11 protein-coding genes are annotated in these 14,223 nt (G+C 70.7%); 1 reads left to right on the top strand and 10 read right to left on the bottom strand.

The genetic code is table 11. From position 1 onward, the window contains the following. Nucleotides 1-102 precede the first annotated feature (102 nt). Nucleotides 103-243: an alcohol dehydrogenase catalytic domain-containing protein gene (locus WQO_RS37175; protein WP_382791723.1), complete on the bottom strand. Its 141-nt coding sequence runs from the start codon at nt 241-243 to the stop codon at nt 103-105. Nucleotides 244-375: 132 nt separating this feature from the next. On the opposite strand from WQO_RS37175, the gene WQO_RS25610 reads away from it, so the two are divergent. Continuing rightward, nucleotides 376-1,002: an SMI1/KNR4 family protein gene (locus WQO_RS25610; protein WP_010056379.1), complete on the top strand. Its 627-nt coding sequence runs from the start codon at nt 376-378 to the stop codon at nt 1,000-1,002. A 133-nt stretch (nt 1,003-1,135) separates the two neighbouring features. Here the strand turns inward: WQO_RS25610 and WQO_RS25605 are convergent, their stop codons facing one another. The 9 genes from WQO_RS25605 to WQO_RS25565 form a co-directional block, all read right to left on the bottom strand. Then, nucleotides 1,136-2,518: a hypothetical protein gene (locus WQO_RS25605; protein ID WP_010056380.1), complete on the bottom strand. Its 1,383-nt coding sequence runs from the start codon at nt 2,516-2,518 to the stop codon at nt 1,136-1,138. 57 nt (nt 2,519-2,575) lie between these two features. Next, nucleotides 2,576-5,677 carry a glycoside hydrolase family 3 N-terminal domain-containing protein gene (locus WQO_RS25600; RefSeq protein ID WP_010056381.1) on the bottom strand — a complete coding sequence of 1,034 codons (3,102 nt, stop codon included), beginning with the start codon at nt 5,675-5,677 and terminating at the stop codon, nt 2,576-2,578. A gap of 68 nt (nt 5,678-5,745) precedes the next feature. After that, nucleotides 5,746-7,161 (bottom strand): GH1 family beta-glucosidase, encoded by a 1,416-nt coding sequence (locus WQO_RS25595; RefSeq protein WP_010056382.1) that lies wholly within the window; start codon nt 7,159-7,161, stop codon nt 5,746-5,748. 32 nt (nt 7,162-7,193) lie between these two features. After that, nucleotides 7,194-8,180, bottom strand: coding sequence for an ABC transporter ATP-binding protein (locus tag WQO_RS25590; protein ID WP_010056383.1), 987 nt, complete (start codon nt 8,178-8,180; stop codon nt 7,194-7,196). After that, a complete protein-coding gene (locus tag WQO_RS25585; RefSeq protein ID WP_010056385.1) occupies nt 8,177-9,181 on the bottom strand; it encodes an ABC transporter permease in 1,005 nt (334 codons plus the stop codon). The genes WQO_RS25590 and WQO_RS25585 overlap by 4 nt, the downstream gene beginning before the upstream one ends. Before the next feature lie 3 nt (nt 9,182-9,184). Continuing rightward, nucleotides 9,185-10,165 (bottom strand): ABC transporter permease, encoded by a 981-nt coding sequence (locus WQO_RS25580; protein WP_010056387.1) that lies wholly within the window; start codon nt 10,163-10,165, stop codon nt 9,185-9,187. Continuing rightward, nucleotides 10,162-11,295, bottom strand: a complete 1,134-nt coding sequence (locus tag WQO_RS25575; RefSeq protein ID WP_010056388.1) for an ABC transporter ATP-binding protein — start codon at nt 11,293-11,295, stop codon at nt 10,162-10,164. Before WQO_RS25575 ends, WQO_RS25580 begins: the two co-directional genes overlap by 4 nt. 42 nt (nt 11,296-11,337) lie before the next feature. Beyond that, complete coding sequence (locus tag WQO_RS25570) at nt 11,338-13,014, bottom strand: ABC transporter substrate-binding protein (protein ID WP_010056390.1); 1,677 nt, start codon at nt 13,012-13,014, stop codon at nt 11,338-11,340. An 86-nt stretch (nt 13,015-13,100) separates the two neighbouring features. After that, a complete protein-coding gene (locus WQO_RS25565) occupies nt 13,101-14,075 on the bottom strand; it encodes a LacI family DNA-binding transcriptional regulator (RefSeq protein ID WP_010056392.1) in 975 nt (324 codons plus the stop codon). Between the last annotated feature and the right edge of the window lie 148 nt (nt 14,076-14,223).

The raw sequence follows: 14,223 nt of genomic DNA, 5'->3' as shown, positions 1-14,223 counted from the left end.
CACTCACGGGTCCGCCCTGTGATCACCGCGCACGTGAACGCGAGCCCTGCGATCGCCGGGCATGCCAATCACCCTTCCCAGGCGGTCCAGAGCTAAAATTGATCACGCCCTTCCGCAGCAGCCTTCAGACAGCGCCACCACGCGTTGGCCCACTGCGAGCCGCCCCTCGACCCCCGGCCCGAGCTGGTCGATCATCCCAGCGGCATCCATGCCCGGTACGAACGGAGGCCGTCGACCGGGCATCCGCACCGCATGTCCGTCCGTGCAACCAGCGTGCCCGAACCGCATTCCCGAAGAGCGCCGGCCCTGCCCTGGCGGCCAGGCGACGCCATCAGAAGGCGGCAGCGATCGGCATTGTCAGAGCCACCTGGCACCATGATCGGCGTGACTGAGACAACTGAGCCTGAAGAGAACGAAGTTGCTGACGCTCCGACCACGCCGGAGGAGTGGCGTGTCTTCCTGGAGCGGTACGGCGAGCTGTACCTGAAGGTCCGTGCCGACGAGGAGGAGTTGGTCGACCTGCTGGACGAGGAACAGCTGGAGGCTCTGGACCAGGACGAGCGGGTCGAGGCGTGGCTGGGTGAGGCCCCTGCCCGGGAGGAAGCCCTGGCGGCGGCCGAGGAGCGGCTCGGCGTGCGGTTCCCGGCCGGCCTGCGGGGATTCTTCCTGGCGAGCGACGGGTGGACGCGCCTCGACGGCTGGGTGGACGGTGTTCATCCGTGCGACCGCGTGGTGTGGATGCGGGACAGCGAGGCCGGTGGGCGCGTGACCGAGATCTACGCCTCGATATCCGGCAACGAGGAAGTCGTCGAGCTCTTCCGCCGGTCCGTCGAGATCGCCCGGGGAGAGGACTACTGGCTGCTCGACCCGACCGACGTCGGGCCGGACGGTGAGTGGGCGGCCTACGAGTTCACACCGAAGTACGGCGACACCACGAAGTACCCGAGCTTCTCGGCGCTGTTCCACTCCGGGTTCGAGAGCATGGAGGAGGACGAGGACTGAGTCCGCCCTGAGCAAGACCCCGGGTCCCGGCTGAGGGGATCCACCGGGACCCGGGGCGCTGAGGGAAGACCCTGGCGCCGGGAGCGCTGCGGAAAGGCCGTGGTGTCGGCGGGCTCGGAAACCGCCGCCGGTCTCAGAACCCCCCGCCGTCGAAGCCGCCGCCCCCGAAGCCGCCGCCGTCGCCGAAGCCGCCCCCTCCGAAGCCGGAGGAGTCGAAGTCGGAGCCGGAGAAGTCGCCGCCACCCCAGTCACCGCCCGCGCCGCCGTCGCCGAAGTCACCGCCGCCGTACTCGGAGGCGTACGCCGGGGTGGCGAGCATCGAGCCGAGCATGGTGCCGACGAGGAGGCCGGGGAGCAGGCCGCCGCCGAAGTAGCCGCCGGCCCAGGGGCCGTACGCCGGGCCCGCTTCCCAGTACGGGCGGCGGTTGCCGTCGCCGACGTCGACCGTACGGCTCATGGGGTCCTCGCCCCGGCTGAGCCGGACCTCGTCCGCGCCGCAGACCGGGACCTCCCGCGCCGCGCCGCCGGACGGGGTCCAGAGCACGTCGGCGACCGAGGGGCCGTGGCGCGGGTCGAAGAAGCACGGCGGGCGGCGGGCCGGGATGGTCTTGCCGGTGCGGCGGGCCTCCAGGACCGCGAGGGAGTAGCGGCCGTCCTCCAGGGACTGGGTGACGCCGCGGACGTCCGAGGGGTGCGAGGCCCGCTCCATTTTGGTCTTGGCGCTCTCGTAGGAGTCCAGGGCCCGTTCGTAGTCGGCGCGCATGGTGTCGTCCGCGCCCTTCTCGGCGGGGTGGAAGTCCAGGCGTTCCAGGGTTTCGCCGTACGCGGTGATGTCCTCGTCGACGACGACCCGGAGCTTTTCGAGGGCGACGCGCTCCTCTTCCTCCTTGCGGCGCTTGTTCCGGCGGGAGATCGCGTACGCCCCGGCGCCGCCCGCCGCGACGAGTGCGCCGAGCGTGATCAGGCCGCCGACCGGGGCCCCGGACTCGTCGGCCGCTCCTCCGCCGCCGGACCAGGAGGCGGGGGCGGTGCCGCGGGCCTGCTCGACGGCGCGGTCGACGAAGGCGTTGAGCTGGGCGTCGGCGTCACCGGCGGTGGTGGGGTTCTCCACGGCTGCGGTGAGGTTCTCGACGGCTCGGGTCGGCATGACCTGCGGGTCCGCGCCCGCGTCGAAGCCGTCGCCGAGGCGTATCGCGTAGACGCCGGTGATGCCGGTGTCGCTGCGCAGGGTCTGGAGGAGGCCTTCCTCGGGGAAGGCGGAGGTGTCGGGGAGGACGGCGACGAAGACCGGCTTGTCGGCGTCCGTGATCTTGTTCTCCAGGGCCTTCTCGTCAGCGACGGAGAGCTGATCGCGGGCGCCCGGGTCCACGTACACCGGGTCGTCGCGCAGGGCCTGGGCGGCGTCTTGGATCGTGGCGGCCGGGGCCGCCGACGCGGGCGAGGTCAGGGCGAGAGCCGCCGCTGCGAGGATGAGCAGCAGGCCCGCCAGCAGCGCGGGGAAAAGCCTTTTCCTCATACTTAACGCTACTCCAGACGGGCGACGAACGCCGTCGCCCGTCTGGAGGCCTGGCGACTAGGCGGCCCTGTACGCCGTGCGCAGCTTGGCCACCGCGCCCGTCAGGTCACCCTTGAGCAGCAGGTGGTCCGCCTCCGCGAACGGCTTCGACACCGCCTGTGTGAACTTCCCGCCGATCTTCTGCTGGACCAGCAGCCGCGCCTGGTCCACGATCGCCTTGCCCGCCGGGGTCTTCCCCAGCTTCGCCTTCTCCGCCACCTGCGCGGCGAGAGCCAGGACGGACAAGGTCAGCTCACCGCCGGCCGGGGGCTTCTTCAGGGTGGTCAGGCCCCAGCCGTACGGGAACTGCGGGTCGTACGTCGCGTCCCCGACGTTGATCGGGAGCTGCGCCTCGGACTTCGGCCAGGTCACCGGGAGCTGGCCGGTGAAGGCGCGCTTGCCGTAGAGCACGTCGGCCACGCCGTCGCCCTCGGAACCCGGCAGCCAGGAGGCCACCAGGGCGTCCATGTCCCCGAGCTGGTCTCCGATGAGCTGGGGGCGGCCCGAGACGATGAGTACCGCGCACTTCATCGCCGCGCAGACCTTGTCGACCGCCGCCTTGTCGGCCGCCGTCAGCTCCAGGTCGTGGCCGTTGCCGACGTCCCCGATACCTTCGGCGTACGGGGTCTCGCCGACGACCACCACACCGACGTCGTGGCCGTCCGTGGCGGCCGAGGCGTCGCGCGAGTAGGTGACGGACTCCGGGCTCTTCGCCGCCTTCTTCATGCCCTCCAGGATCGTCGTGCCAGTGGTGGTCTTCCCTGAGGAGCCCTGCCAGCTGATCGTCCAGCCGCCGGCCTGGTTGCCGATGTCGTCGGCGTTGGACCCGGCGACGTACACCTTCTGGTTCGGCTTGAGGGGCAGGACGGCCCCGTCGTTCTTCAGCAGGACCTGGGACTTCGCGGCCGCCTCGCGGGCCACCGCGCGGTGTTCGGCCGAGCCGACCTTGTCGAGGTGGGTGGTGTCCGCGTACGGCTTCTCGAAGAGGCCGAGGCGGAACTTCTGGGTGAGGATGCGGGCGACCGCGTCGTCGATGCGGGCCTCGCTGATCCGGCCCGCGGTGACCTCGTCCTTCAGGGTCTTGGTGAAGTCCTGGTACGCGGTCGGGACCATGATCATGTCGAGTCCGGCGTTGACGGACGTACGGACGTCGCTCGGGTAGTCGCCGGGGATCTGGTCGATGGCCTGCCAGTCGCTGATGACGAAGCCCTCGAAGCCCATCCGGTCCTTGAGGACGCCGTTGATCATCTCGGCGTTGGCGTGCATCTTCACCGGGCCCTGGTCGTCGCCCAGGATGTCGAGGGAGGAGTACGAGGGCATGATCGTGCCGACGCCCCGCTTCACCGACTCCTCGAACGGCGACAGGTGCACCGCCTCCAGCTCCTGGCGGGTGACCTTGGTGATGCCCTGGTCGGTCGTGTACGAGCCGGTGGTGGAGGAGCCGAATTCGGTGCCGCCGTCGCCGACGAAGTGCTTGGCGCTGCCGAGCACCTTGTCGTTGCGGTGCAGGTCCTTGCCGGACGGGCTGCCCTGCATGCCCTGGATGACCGTCTCCATGGCCTCGACGAGGGCCGGGTCCTCGCCGAACGCCTCGTAGCTGCGGCCCCAGCGCTCGTCGCGGGTGACGCAGACGCAAGGAGCGAAGTCCCACGGGACGCCGGTGGAGCGGACTTCCTTCGCGGTGATCGCGCCGGTCTTCTCCGCGCTCTTCGGGTCGCGGCCCGCGCCGATGCCGATGTTGTGCGGCATGATCGTCGCCCCGACGACGTTGTTGTGGCCGTGCACCGCGTCCACGCCGTAGATCAGCGGGATCTGGAAACGGGTGGCCTGGGCGCGCAGCTGGTAGGCGTCGACCATCTTGGCCCAGGCGGCGGCCGTGTTCGGGGTGGGGACCGAGCCGCCGCCGGAGAGCAGCGAGCCGAGGTCGTAGGCGGCGATGTCACCGGGGGCGCGGAGCGCGTTGCGCTCGGCCTGGGTCATCTGGCCGGCCTTCTCGGCGAGCGAGAGGCGTCCCAGCAGATCGGCGACCCGCTGCTTCACGGGCAGCTTGGCGTTCTGGTACGGGAGTCCGTGGGCGTCGATGACGACCTGCGGGTTCTCCCGGGGGGCCTTCGCGCCGGTGACGGTCAGCTCCAGCGGGATCGTCTTCGCCTCGGCGGGCTTCGACGCCTTCGCCGTGCGGACGGTCACCTTGTGAGCGGTGCCGGACGCGGTGCCGGCCGGGAAGGTGTGGCTGCCGGTGACCGGGGTGTAGTCCTTGCCGGCCTCCGCCGTACCGCCCTTGGTGGCGTACGTGACGGTGACCGGCTCCTCGGTGGGGACGGACCCGGTGGTGGCGACGGAGAGCGTCAGCTCCGCGCTCGCGCCGTTCTTCACCGGGCGTACAGCCGTGTCGGTGACGACGCTCGCGGTGAGCGCGGGCTCCGCCTTGCCGTACAACTCGACCGCGTCCAGGGCGAAATCGCCGGGCGCCCCGCCGGGCAGGGTGAGGGCGTAGCCCCACATCTCGTTCAGGCCGAGGATCTGGTCGATGCCGCCGACGGGCTGGTAGTCGGCCCGGTAGACGAAGTCCGCGAAGGGGATCTCGACGAGGTGCCAGCCCTCCCAGTCGTCGGTGAAGGAGGTGGTCCACAGCTCGGACGCGCCGCCGTTCGCGCCGCCGTCCTTGATCTCGAAGTTGACGCGCTTGCCCGAACCGGGCGGCAGGGGTGCGGTGTTCTGGCCGTACCACCAGAAGCGGATGCCCTTGTGGGCGGTCCAGTTCTGCGGCGGGGTGTCCACGGCGAACTCGTGGCTGAACCCGCCGTACGCGCTGATGTCGTAGGAGCCTTCGAGGACCTGCTCGCCCTCGGGGGCGTCGGCGCGTTCGGCCAGCTTGAGCTGCGGGTGGTCGTCCGCGTCGCCGCCCCAGGTGAAGATGGCGTCGGCGGGCGGGTTGTTGCCGAGCGGCACCTCGCCCTCGAAGCGGTCGATGAGGACGGGGGCGGGTTCGTCGGCCGCTGCCGCGGGGCCGGTGGCCGACCCGGCGAGCAGGGTGGCCAGGACGGCCGCTGCGGCGAAGGCGGCTGTCGCGGGTCTGCTTCTGCCCTTGCGGGGGCGGGTGTACGGAATGCGAGGCATTTTTGGGAGCGCTCTCTTTCTGGGGTCCGAAGTGCCGGAGGCCGTTACGGGACAGAGGTGCCGACGCGCTAGGCGGTGTCGGCGTCGCGGGTGAGGCGGATCGTGTCGCGGTACCACTTGGCGCTGTCCTTGAGCGTGCGGGTCTGGGTGCCGTAGTCGACGCGGACGATGCCGAACCGCTTGGCGTAGCCGTAGGCCCACTCGAAGTTGTCCATCAGCGACCAGGCGAAGTAGCCCCGGACGTCGGCCCCTTGGGCGCGGGCGGCGACGACGGCGTCGATGTGGTCGGCGAGGTAGGCCGTGCGGTCGGCGTCGGGGACGGAGCCGTCGGCGGCGACCGTGTCGTCGAAGGCCGCGCCGTTCTCCGTGATGACGGTCGGCAGCCCGTAGTCGCCCTCCAACCGCACGAGCAGGTCGGTGAGTTCGGCGGGGGTGATCTCCCAGTCCATCGCGGTGCGCGGCAGGTCGCGGTCCACCGCCCGGACGACCGGCAGGCCCTCGGCATCCAGCGGTGAGCCGTCCTCGGTGACGCCGGAGAACTGCATGCCCCGGTAGAAGTTGACGCCGAGCACGTCGAGCGGGGTGGCGATGGCGGCCAGGTCACCCTCCCGGACGGGGAGTTCGATGCGCTGGGCGGCCAGGTCCGCGACGATGTCCTGCGGGTAGCGGCCGTGGACGAGCGGGTCGAGGTAGAGCCGGGTGCCCATGCCGTCGGCGCGACGGGCCGCCTCCCGGTCGGCCTCGCTGCCGGTCTCGGGCGTTGCGGTGCCGAGGTTGAGGGTGATGCCGAGCTCCAGCGGGTTCGCCCCGGCCGCGTCCCGCAGCGCGCGGGCGGCGAGGCCGTGGCCCAGGAGCAGGTGGTGGACGGCGGCCATGGCGTCGCCGAGGTCGCGGCGGCCGGGGGCGTGGAGCCCGTAGGCGTAACCGAGCATCGCCGAGCACCAGGGCTCGTTCAGCGTGGTCCAGTGCTCGACCCGGTCGCCGAGGGCCTCGTAGGCGAGGGAGGCGTACTCCGCGAAGCGCAGCGCGGTGTCGCGCGTGGGCCACCCGCCCGCGTCCTCCAGTTCCTGCGGCAGGTCCCAGTGGTACAGGGTGATCCAGGGGGTGACACCGCGCCCCTGAAGCTCGTCGATCAGCCGCTTGTAGAAGTCGAGGCCCTTCGCGTTGGCCGGGCCCCGGCCGCCCGGCTGGATGCGGGGCCAGGCGAGCGAGAAGCGGTACGTGTCGACGCCGAGGCCCGCGATCAGCTCCACGTCCTCGGGCATCCGGTGGTAGTGGTCGCAGGCCACGTCGCCGTGCTCGCCGCCCTCCACCGCCCCGGGCACCCGGCAGAAGGTGTCCCAGATGGACGGGGTGCGGCCGTCCTCGGCGGCGGCTCCCTCGATCTGGTACGAGGAGGTGGCGACGCCCCAGCGGAAATCGGCCGGCAGTCCGCGTACCGGGGCCGGACGAAGAGTGCGCTGCGGAGTGGTGGCGAGGTTCATCGGTCTCCGTACGTAGGAGGGGAGGGACCTGGTCAGGCGTGCAGGTGGCAGGCGACCGCGCGGCCCGGTCCGTCGGCGGGCGGGGCGAGCGGCGGGATCTGCCCGGCGCACGGGGCGAAGGCCTTGCCGCAGCGCGGGTGGAAGGCGCAGCCGGTGGGCATCGCGGAGAGGTGCGGCGGGGAGCCGGGGATGCCGGTCAGTTCGCGGCGCGGGCCGTGGAGCGCGGGGAACGAGTGGAGGAGCCCGTCGCTGTAGGGGTGGCGGGGGTCGCGGTAGATCTCCGCCGCACCCGCCTGCTCCACGATGCGGCCCCCGTACATGATCGCGATCCGGTCCGAGAATTCGATCAGGAGGGAGATGTCGTGGGTGATGAACACGACCGAGAAGTTCAGCTGTTCCCTCAACTGGACGAGCCGCCGCAGGATCTGGCGCTGCATCACCACGTCGAGCGCGGTGGTCGGCTCGTCCATGATGACGATCTCGGGTTCCAGGGCGAGCGCCATGGCGATCATCACGCGCTGCCGCATCCCGCCGGAGAGCTGGTGCGGGTAGGCGGCGAGCCGGTCGGCGGAGATGCCGACGAGATCCAGCAACTCCGCCGCCCGGTCCGTGCGTTGGCGCTTCTTCAGCCCGGGGCGGTGGGCGGCGAGGACGTCGGTGAGCTGGCTGTGGACGGTGTGCACGGGGTTGAGGGAGTTCATCGCCCCCTGGAAGACGATGGACAGCTCCTGCCAGCGGAAGGCGCGCAGCTGCTGCGGGGCGAGGGAGAGGATGTCGACGCGGTCGCCGCCGGGGCGGTGGTAGTGGACCTCTCCCCCGGTGATGACGCCGGGCGGGGACAGCAGCCGGGTCACGGCGTAGGCGAGCGTCGACTTGCCGGAGCCCGACTCCCCTGCCAGGCCTAGGACTTCGCCCCGGTTCAGGGTGAGGTCGATGTCGCGCAGGGCGTGGACGGCGCCCGCGTCGGTGCCGTAGTCGACGTTGAGTCCGCTGATGGTCAGGACCGGCTCGGCGCTCATGTGCGCGGCTCCTTGCTGCTGTGCTCGCGGGGTCCGTCGCCGGTGGACTTCCGGGCGACCGGGGTGAAGCCGACGCGCATCTTCACCTTCCGGGAGGAGCCGGTGGCGGTGCGCAGGCGGGGGTTGACGAACTCGTCGATGCCGAAGTTGATGAGGGCGAGCGCGGTGCCCAGCAGGGCGATGCACAGGCCGGCCGGGACGAACCACCACCAGGCTCCCTGGGCGAGGGCCTGGTTGGACTGGGCCCAGAAGAGGACGGTGCCCCAGTTCCAGTGGGAGATGTCGGCGACGCCGATAAAGGCGAGGGTGATCTCGGTGAGGACGGCGAAGATGACCGTGCCGACGAAGCCGGAGGCGATGACGGCGGTGAGGTTCGGCAGGATCTCGAAGAGGATGATGCGCGGGGTCGACTCGCCGGTGGCGCGGGCGGCCTCCACGTAGTCGCGGCGGCGCAGCGACAGGGTCTGGGCGCGCAGGATCCTCGATCCCCAGGCCCAGGAGGTCAGGGCGATGGCGACGGCGATGACGACGTCGCCGGTGTCGGGGACGAAGCTGGCGACGATGATGATCAGCGGGAGTCCGGGCAGCACCAGGAAGATGTTGGAGAGCGCGGAGAGGATCTCGTCGACCGCTCCGCCGAGGAATCCGGCGGTGACACCGATCAGGACGGACAGGGCGGTGGCGATGGCGGCGGCGAGCAGTCCGACGACAAGGACGCCCCGGGTGCCGACGAGGATCTGCGAGAAGACGTCCTGCCCGGTGTGTGTGGTGCCGAACCAGTGGTCGCCGGAGGGCGGTTGGAGCAGCTGGTCGCTCATGGCGTCGGGATCGTAGGGGGCGAGCCAGGGTCCGGCGACGGCCAGCAGGACGAAGAACGCGAGGATGATCAGGCCGGTGCGGGTCTTCCCGCCGCGCAGGAAGCGGAGCCGGGCCCGGCGGGTGGGGGCCGTGGGCGGGGGCGCGCCGTCGAGGACGGCGACGTCGGTGGCGGTGATGGACATGCCCTATGCCTCCTTCCGGGTACGGGGGTCGAGGGCGGCGTAGACGAGGTCGGCGAGCAGGTTCGCGGCGAGGACGGAGAGCGTGATGATGAGGAAGACGCCCTGCATCAGCGGGTAGTCCTTGGCGCCGACCGCCTGGAGCAGCTGGAAGCCGATGCCCGGGTAGGTGAAGACCATCTCGACGAGCAGCGTGCCGCCGACGATGAAGCCGAGGGAGAGGGCGAAGCCGGAGATGTTGGGGAGGACCGCGTTGCGGGCCGCGTAGCCGAACATCACGCGCCGCTCGGAGAGCCCCTTGGCCTGGGCGACCATCACGTAGTCCTCGGAGGAGACGGTGACCATCATGTTCCGCATGCCGAGGATCCAGCCGGCGACCGCGCTGAGGACGATCGTCACGCCGGGCAGGACCGCGTGGTAGAGGGCGCTGGAGATGAACGGCCAGTCGAAGGCCGGGACCAGCGCGTTGTCGTAGCCGCCGGAGTTGGGGAACAGCGCCCACTTCTCGGCGAACACGGCGATGGCGACGAGGCCCAGCCAGAAGTACGGGATGGAGGAGATGAAGGTGGTGACCGGCAGCAGCCCGTCGAGCCAGGAGCCGCGCTTCCAGCCGCTGTAGACGCCGATGCCGGTGCCCAGCACGAAGCTGATCAGCGTGGTCGTGCCGACCAGGGCCAGGGTCCAGGGCAGGGACTGGCCGATGACCTCGCTGACCGGGGTGGGGAAGAAGGTGAAGGAGAGGCCGAGGTCGCCGTCGAGGAGGTGGGCCCAGTAGTCGGTGTACTGCTGCCACATCGACTGCTGCTCGTCGAGGCCGAACAGGGCCTTGAGCGAGTCGATGGCCTTGGTGTCGAGCTGCCCCTGGTAGCGGCTGAGCAGCGCCTGGACGGGGTCGCCGGGCATGAGCCGGGGGATGAGGAAGTTGATGGTGATCGCGGCCCAGGCGGTGACGGCGTAGAAGGCGAGGCGCTGGAGGAGGTACTTCACCGGGTGGCCTCCTTCACGGCCGTGCGGTCCGCCCCCGGTGCCGTGCCGTTCGCGGCCGCCCCGTCGTAGAGCCAGCAGGCCGCCCACTGCCCGTCCGGCAGGTCGAAGCGCGGCGGCAGTTCGGTGCGGCAGCGCTCCATCGCCTGCGGGCAGCGGGGGTGGAAACGGCAGCCGGCGGGCGGGGTGATCAGCGAGGGCGGTTCGCCCGTGCCGGTCTCCTCCTGTTCCTCGTCGGCGACGATCCGGTCCGGGTCGGGCGCGGAGGCGATCAGGAGCTGGGTGTAGGGGTGGGCGGGGTGCTGGGTGACGCGTTCGCTGTCGCCGCCCTCGACGATCCGGCCCGCGTACATGACGAGGGTGGTGTCGGCGAAGTAGCGGGCGGAGGCGATGTCGTGGGTGATGTAGAGGATCGCCAGGTGGAGGCGTTCTTTGAGGTCGCGCAGGAGGTTGAGGACGCCGAGCCGGATCGACACGTCGAGCATCGAGACGGGTTCGTCGGCGAGGAGGACCTGCGGGTCCGCGCCGAGCGCCCGGGCGATGGCGACGCGCTGGCGCTGCCCGCCCGACAGCTCGTGCGGGAACTTGTCCAGGAACTGCTGCGGCGGGGTCAGCTGGACCCGGTTCAGCAGGGCGGCCAGGTTCTCCTCCAGCTCCGCCTCACCGCTGCCCGCCCGGCCGTGGATCTTCAGGGCGCGGGTCAGGTGGTAGCGCACGGTGTGCACCGGGTTCAGCGAGGCGAAGGGGTCCTGGAAGATCAGCTGGACCCGGCGGACGTACCGGCGGAAGGACCGGCCGCGACCGGCGACCACCGGCTCGCCTCCCAGCCGTATCTCGCCCGAGGTGAGCGGATACAGCTGGGCGAGCAGGCGGGCGACGGTGGACTTGCCCGAGCCGGACTCCCCCACCAGAGCCGTGACGGTGCCGCGTCTCAGCCGGAGCGAGACGTCGTCGACGGCGTGGACGCTGCGGCGCTCGCGGGCGAACAGGTCGCGGGCGGTGCGGCGCAGGGGAAAGTGCTTGGTGACTCCGCGCGCTTCCAGCACCACGTCGGTGCCGGTGGGCGCGGGCCCGGAGCCGGTCCGCGTGGTCGCGGAGCCGGTCCGTGCGTGCTCGGGCTGATCGCTGGTCATGGCCGGTTTCCCGTCTTCTTCCCGTCCGGTCTTTCCCCGTGCCTACTTGGAGGAGGGCTTGAGGTTGAGCACGATCTCCAGCGCGGTCCGCTGGGTGTGCTGCGGCGGGGCGTAGGGGTTGGCCTCGGAGGGCCAGCCGATCCAGTTCTTGGTGGAGAACTCGGCCCCGATGGGCGCGGCGGCCGTCGGGATCATCGGGGCCTGCTCGACGAAGATCTTCTGGAGGGTGTTGAGGGCCTTGGTGCGGGCGGCGTCGGTGGTGGCGTTGGCGTACTCCTTGAGCGCGGCGGTGGCCTCGGCGTTCTTGAAGCGGCCGAAGTTGCCCGCCTGGGAGCTCTTGCCGATGGGCTGGGCGATCGCCCCGTCCATGATGTTCTGGTACATGTCGTAGGGGGTGGCGCCGCTGTTGGTCCAGTGCAGGGTGGCGTCGAAGTTGCCGTTGGCCACGTCGGTGCCCCAGGCCTCGGCGGTCTGGGTCTTGACCTTGGCCTCGATGCCGATCTGCTTGATGTTGTCCTTGATGATCGCGAGCCCGGTGATGTAGTCGTTCCACCCGGCCGGGTCGGTGAAGGTGAGCGTCACCGGCTTGCCGCTCGGGTCCTTGAGCACACCGCCGCTGAGCGTGAACCCGGCCTCGGCGAGCACCTTCTTGGCCCCGGCGACATCGGGCTTGGTGGTGGCGTCCTCGTACTCGGGGGCGAGGAAGGGCTCACCGGCGGGGAGCGGGATGCCGGTGGGGTTGGTGATCTCCGGGTAGAGCGTGGCCTGCGCCTGGATGTGTATGGCCTTGCGGTCGACGACCATCGCCATCGCCTTGCGCAGGGCCGGGTTGTCGAAGGGCTTGCGCGTGGTGTTGAACCACAGGCCGTGGATACCGAGGCCGGAGGGGAACCAGAGCTGGTGGTTCTTGGGGTCCTTGTCGATGAACAGCTGCTTGTGGTTCGACATGAAGACGAAGGACCACTCCATCTTGCCGGTGGCCAGGGCGGTGGTGGCGGCGCTGTTGTCGTTGTACGCGGTGTAGCGCAGCTCCTTGACCTTGGTGTCGCCGTTCCAGTAGGTCGGCGTGGCGGTCAGGGTGGTGGTCTGCGGGGTGAACGTCTTGAGCTTGTACGGTCCGGAGCCGACCGGGGTGCGGTTGGGCCAGGTCTCCGGGTTCTCGACCTTCTCCCAGATGTGCTTGGGCACGATGAAGGTCTGGATGATCTTGTTCTGGTTGACGAACTGGCTCTCCTTGAAGGTCAGCACGACCTGCTCGCCCTTCACCGCGATCCCGTCGAAGGGAACCCCGTCGCCGTTGAGGGCGGGGTGCTTCTTCAGAAGGTTGAAGGTGAACTCCACGTCGGCGGCGGTCAGGGGCTTGCCGTCGGCCCACTTGGCCCGCTCGTCCAGGGTGAAGGTGACCTTGGTGAAGTTGTCCTCCCAGGCCCACTCGGTGGCGAGCCAGGGGTCGGCCTTCTCGGTGGGCCGGATCATGTTCGTCATCGCCAGCGGCTCGTAGATCATGTGGCGGTAGCCGAGGACCGCTCCGGCCGAGGTCGTGAGGAACGGGTTGCTGTTGTTCGTCTGCGGCCCGTCCGGCTTGCCGAGGGTCAGTACACCGGCGGCCCCGCCGCCCTTGTTGGCACCCGAGTTGGCGTTCGAGCAACCGGCGGCGAGCGCCACCACGACGGTGGCTGCGGCGACCGCTCTGAGGGTGGTGCGACGGCGTACGGACATGGCGACTCCAGGAAGGGGCTGCCGGGTCTGGGAGATCCCGGCGGGTGGAAGGTGCGAGGCGGGGCGCGGCCGGGCGGCCGGGTCCGTTACGGCGCCGAGTGGCGCACGACCAGTTCGGTGGGCAGCACGGCCGGTCCGTCGGGTACGGGCGTGCCGCCGAGGTGGGAGAGCAGCATCCGGGCCGCCGTCTCGCCCATCCGGCGGGTGGGCTGGCGCACGGTGGTCAGCGGAGGTTCGGTGTGTTCGGCCATCGGGATGTCGTCGAAGCCGACGACGGCGATGTCGTCCGGGACCCGGCGTCCGGCGGCCCGCAGGGCGCGGAGCACGCCGGCCGCGCTGATGTCGTTGTGCGCGAAGACCGAGTCGAACGTGACGTCCCGCGCGAGGAGTTCCTCGACGGCGAGCCGGCCGCCGCGTTCGGTGAAGTCGCCTTCGACGACCAGGCCGGTGGGCAGGACGGAACGGAAGCCGTTCAGCCGGTCCCGTACGCAGCCGAAGTGCTGGGGGCCGGTCAGGACCAGGGGCCGGGTGCGTCCGGCGGCGAGCAGGTGGCGGGCCGCGGACGCGCCTCCCTCGTGGTTGGTGGTCACGACGGAGGGGAACTCGGGGTGGTGGCCGCGGTCGTCGATGAGCACGATCGGCAGGCCGTCGCGGTGCAGTTCGGTGAGGTGGCCGAGGGTGTTCTCGGGTTCCACGACGACGAGCCCGTCGAAGGCGCGCGCGGACACCTGGCTGGTGAAGCGCTGGACGGACTCGGCCCCGCGGTTGCAGGTGAACAGCAGCAGCCCGTGGTCGGCGGCCTCGACGGTGTCGACGACGCCCTGGAGCAGTTCGCCCATCCACGGCCAGGTCAGCGAGGGCACGAGCATGCCGACCGTACGGCTGGAGCCGCGGGCGAGACCGACGGCGCCCGAGCTGGGTACGTAGCCGAGCTGTGCGATCACTTCACGAACACGGGCGGCCGTGGTGCGGTCCACCTCGCCCTTGGTGTTGATGACCCGGGACACGGTCGTCTTGCTGACGCCGGCCGCACGGGCGACATCGGCGATGGTGACGCGCATCCGGTCCTCCAGGGGGCCAGGCGGGGCGGAAGAGGGCAGGCGGGGGTAGGGCGCGGGCATGCGGGGAGAGGTGCTTCGGTACCGGTTCCGGAACCGGTACCGGCGTTGCGGCGTGAGTTAACCGCGCCGCAACAGGGCCGTCAATACT

Origin of the sequence: Streptomyces globisporus C-1027, assembly GCF_000261345.2 — a bacterium.
Lineage (GTDB): Bacteria > Actinomycetota > Actinomycetes > Streptomycetales > Streptomycetaceae > Streptomyces > Streptomyces pakalii.
Note: the sequence above shows the minus strand (reverse complement) of the source record. Positions and strands in the feature narration are given on the sequence as shown.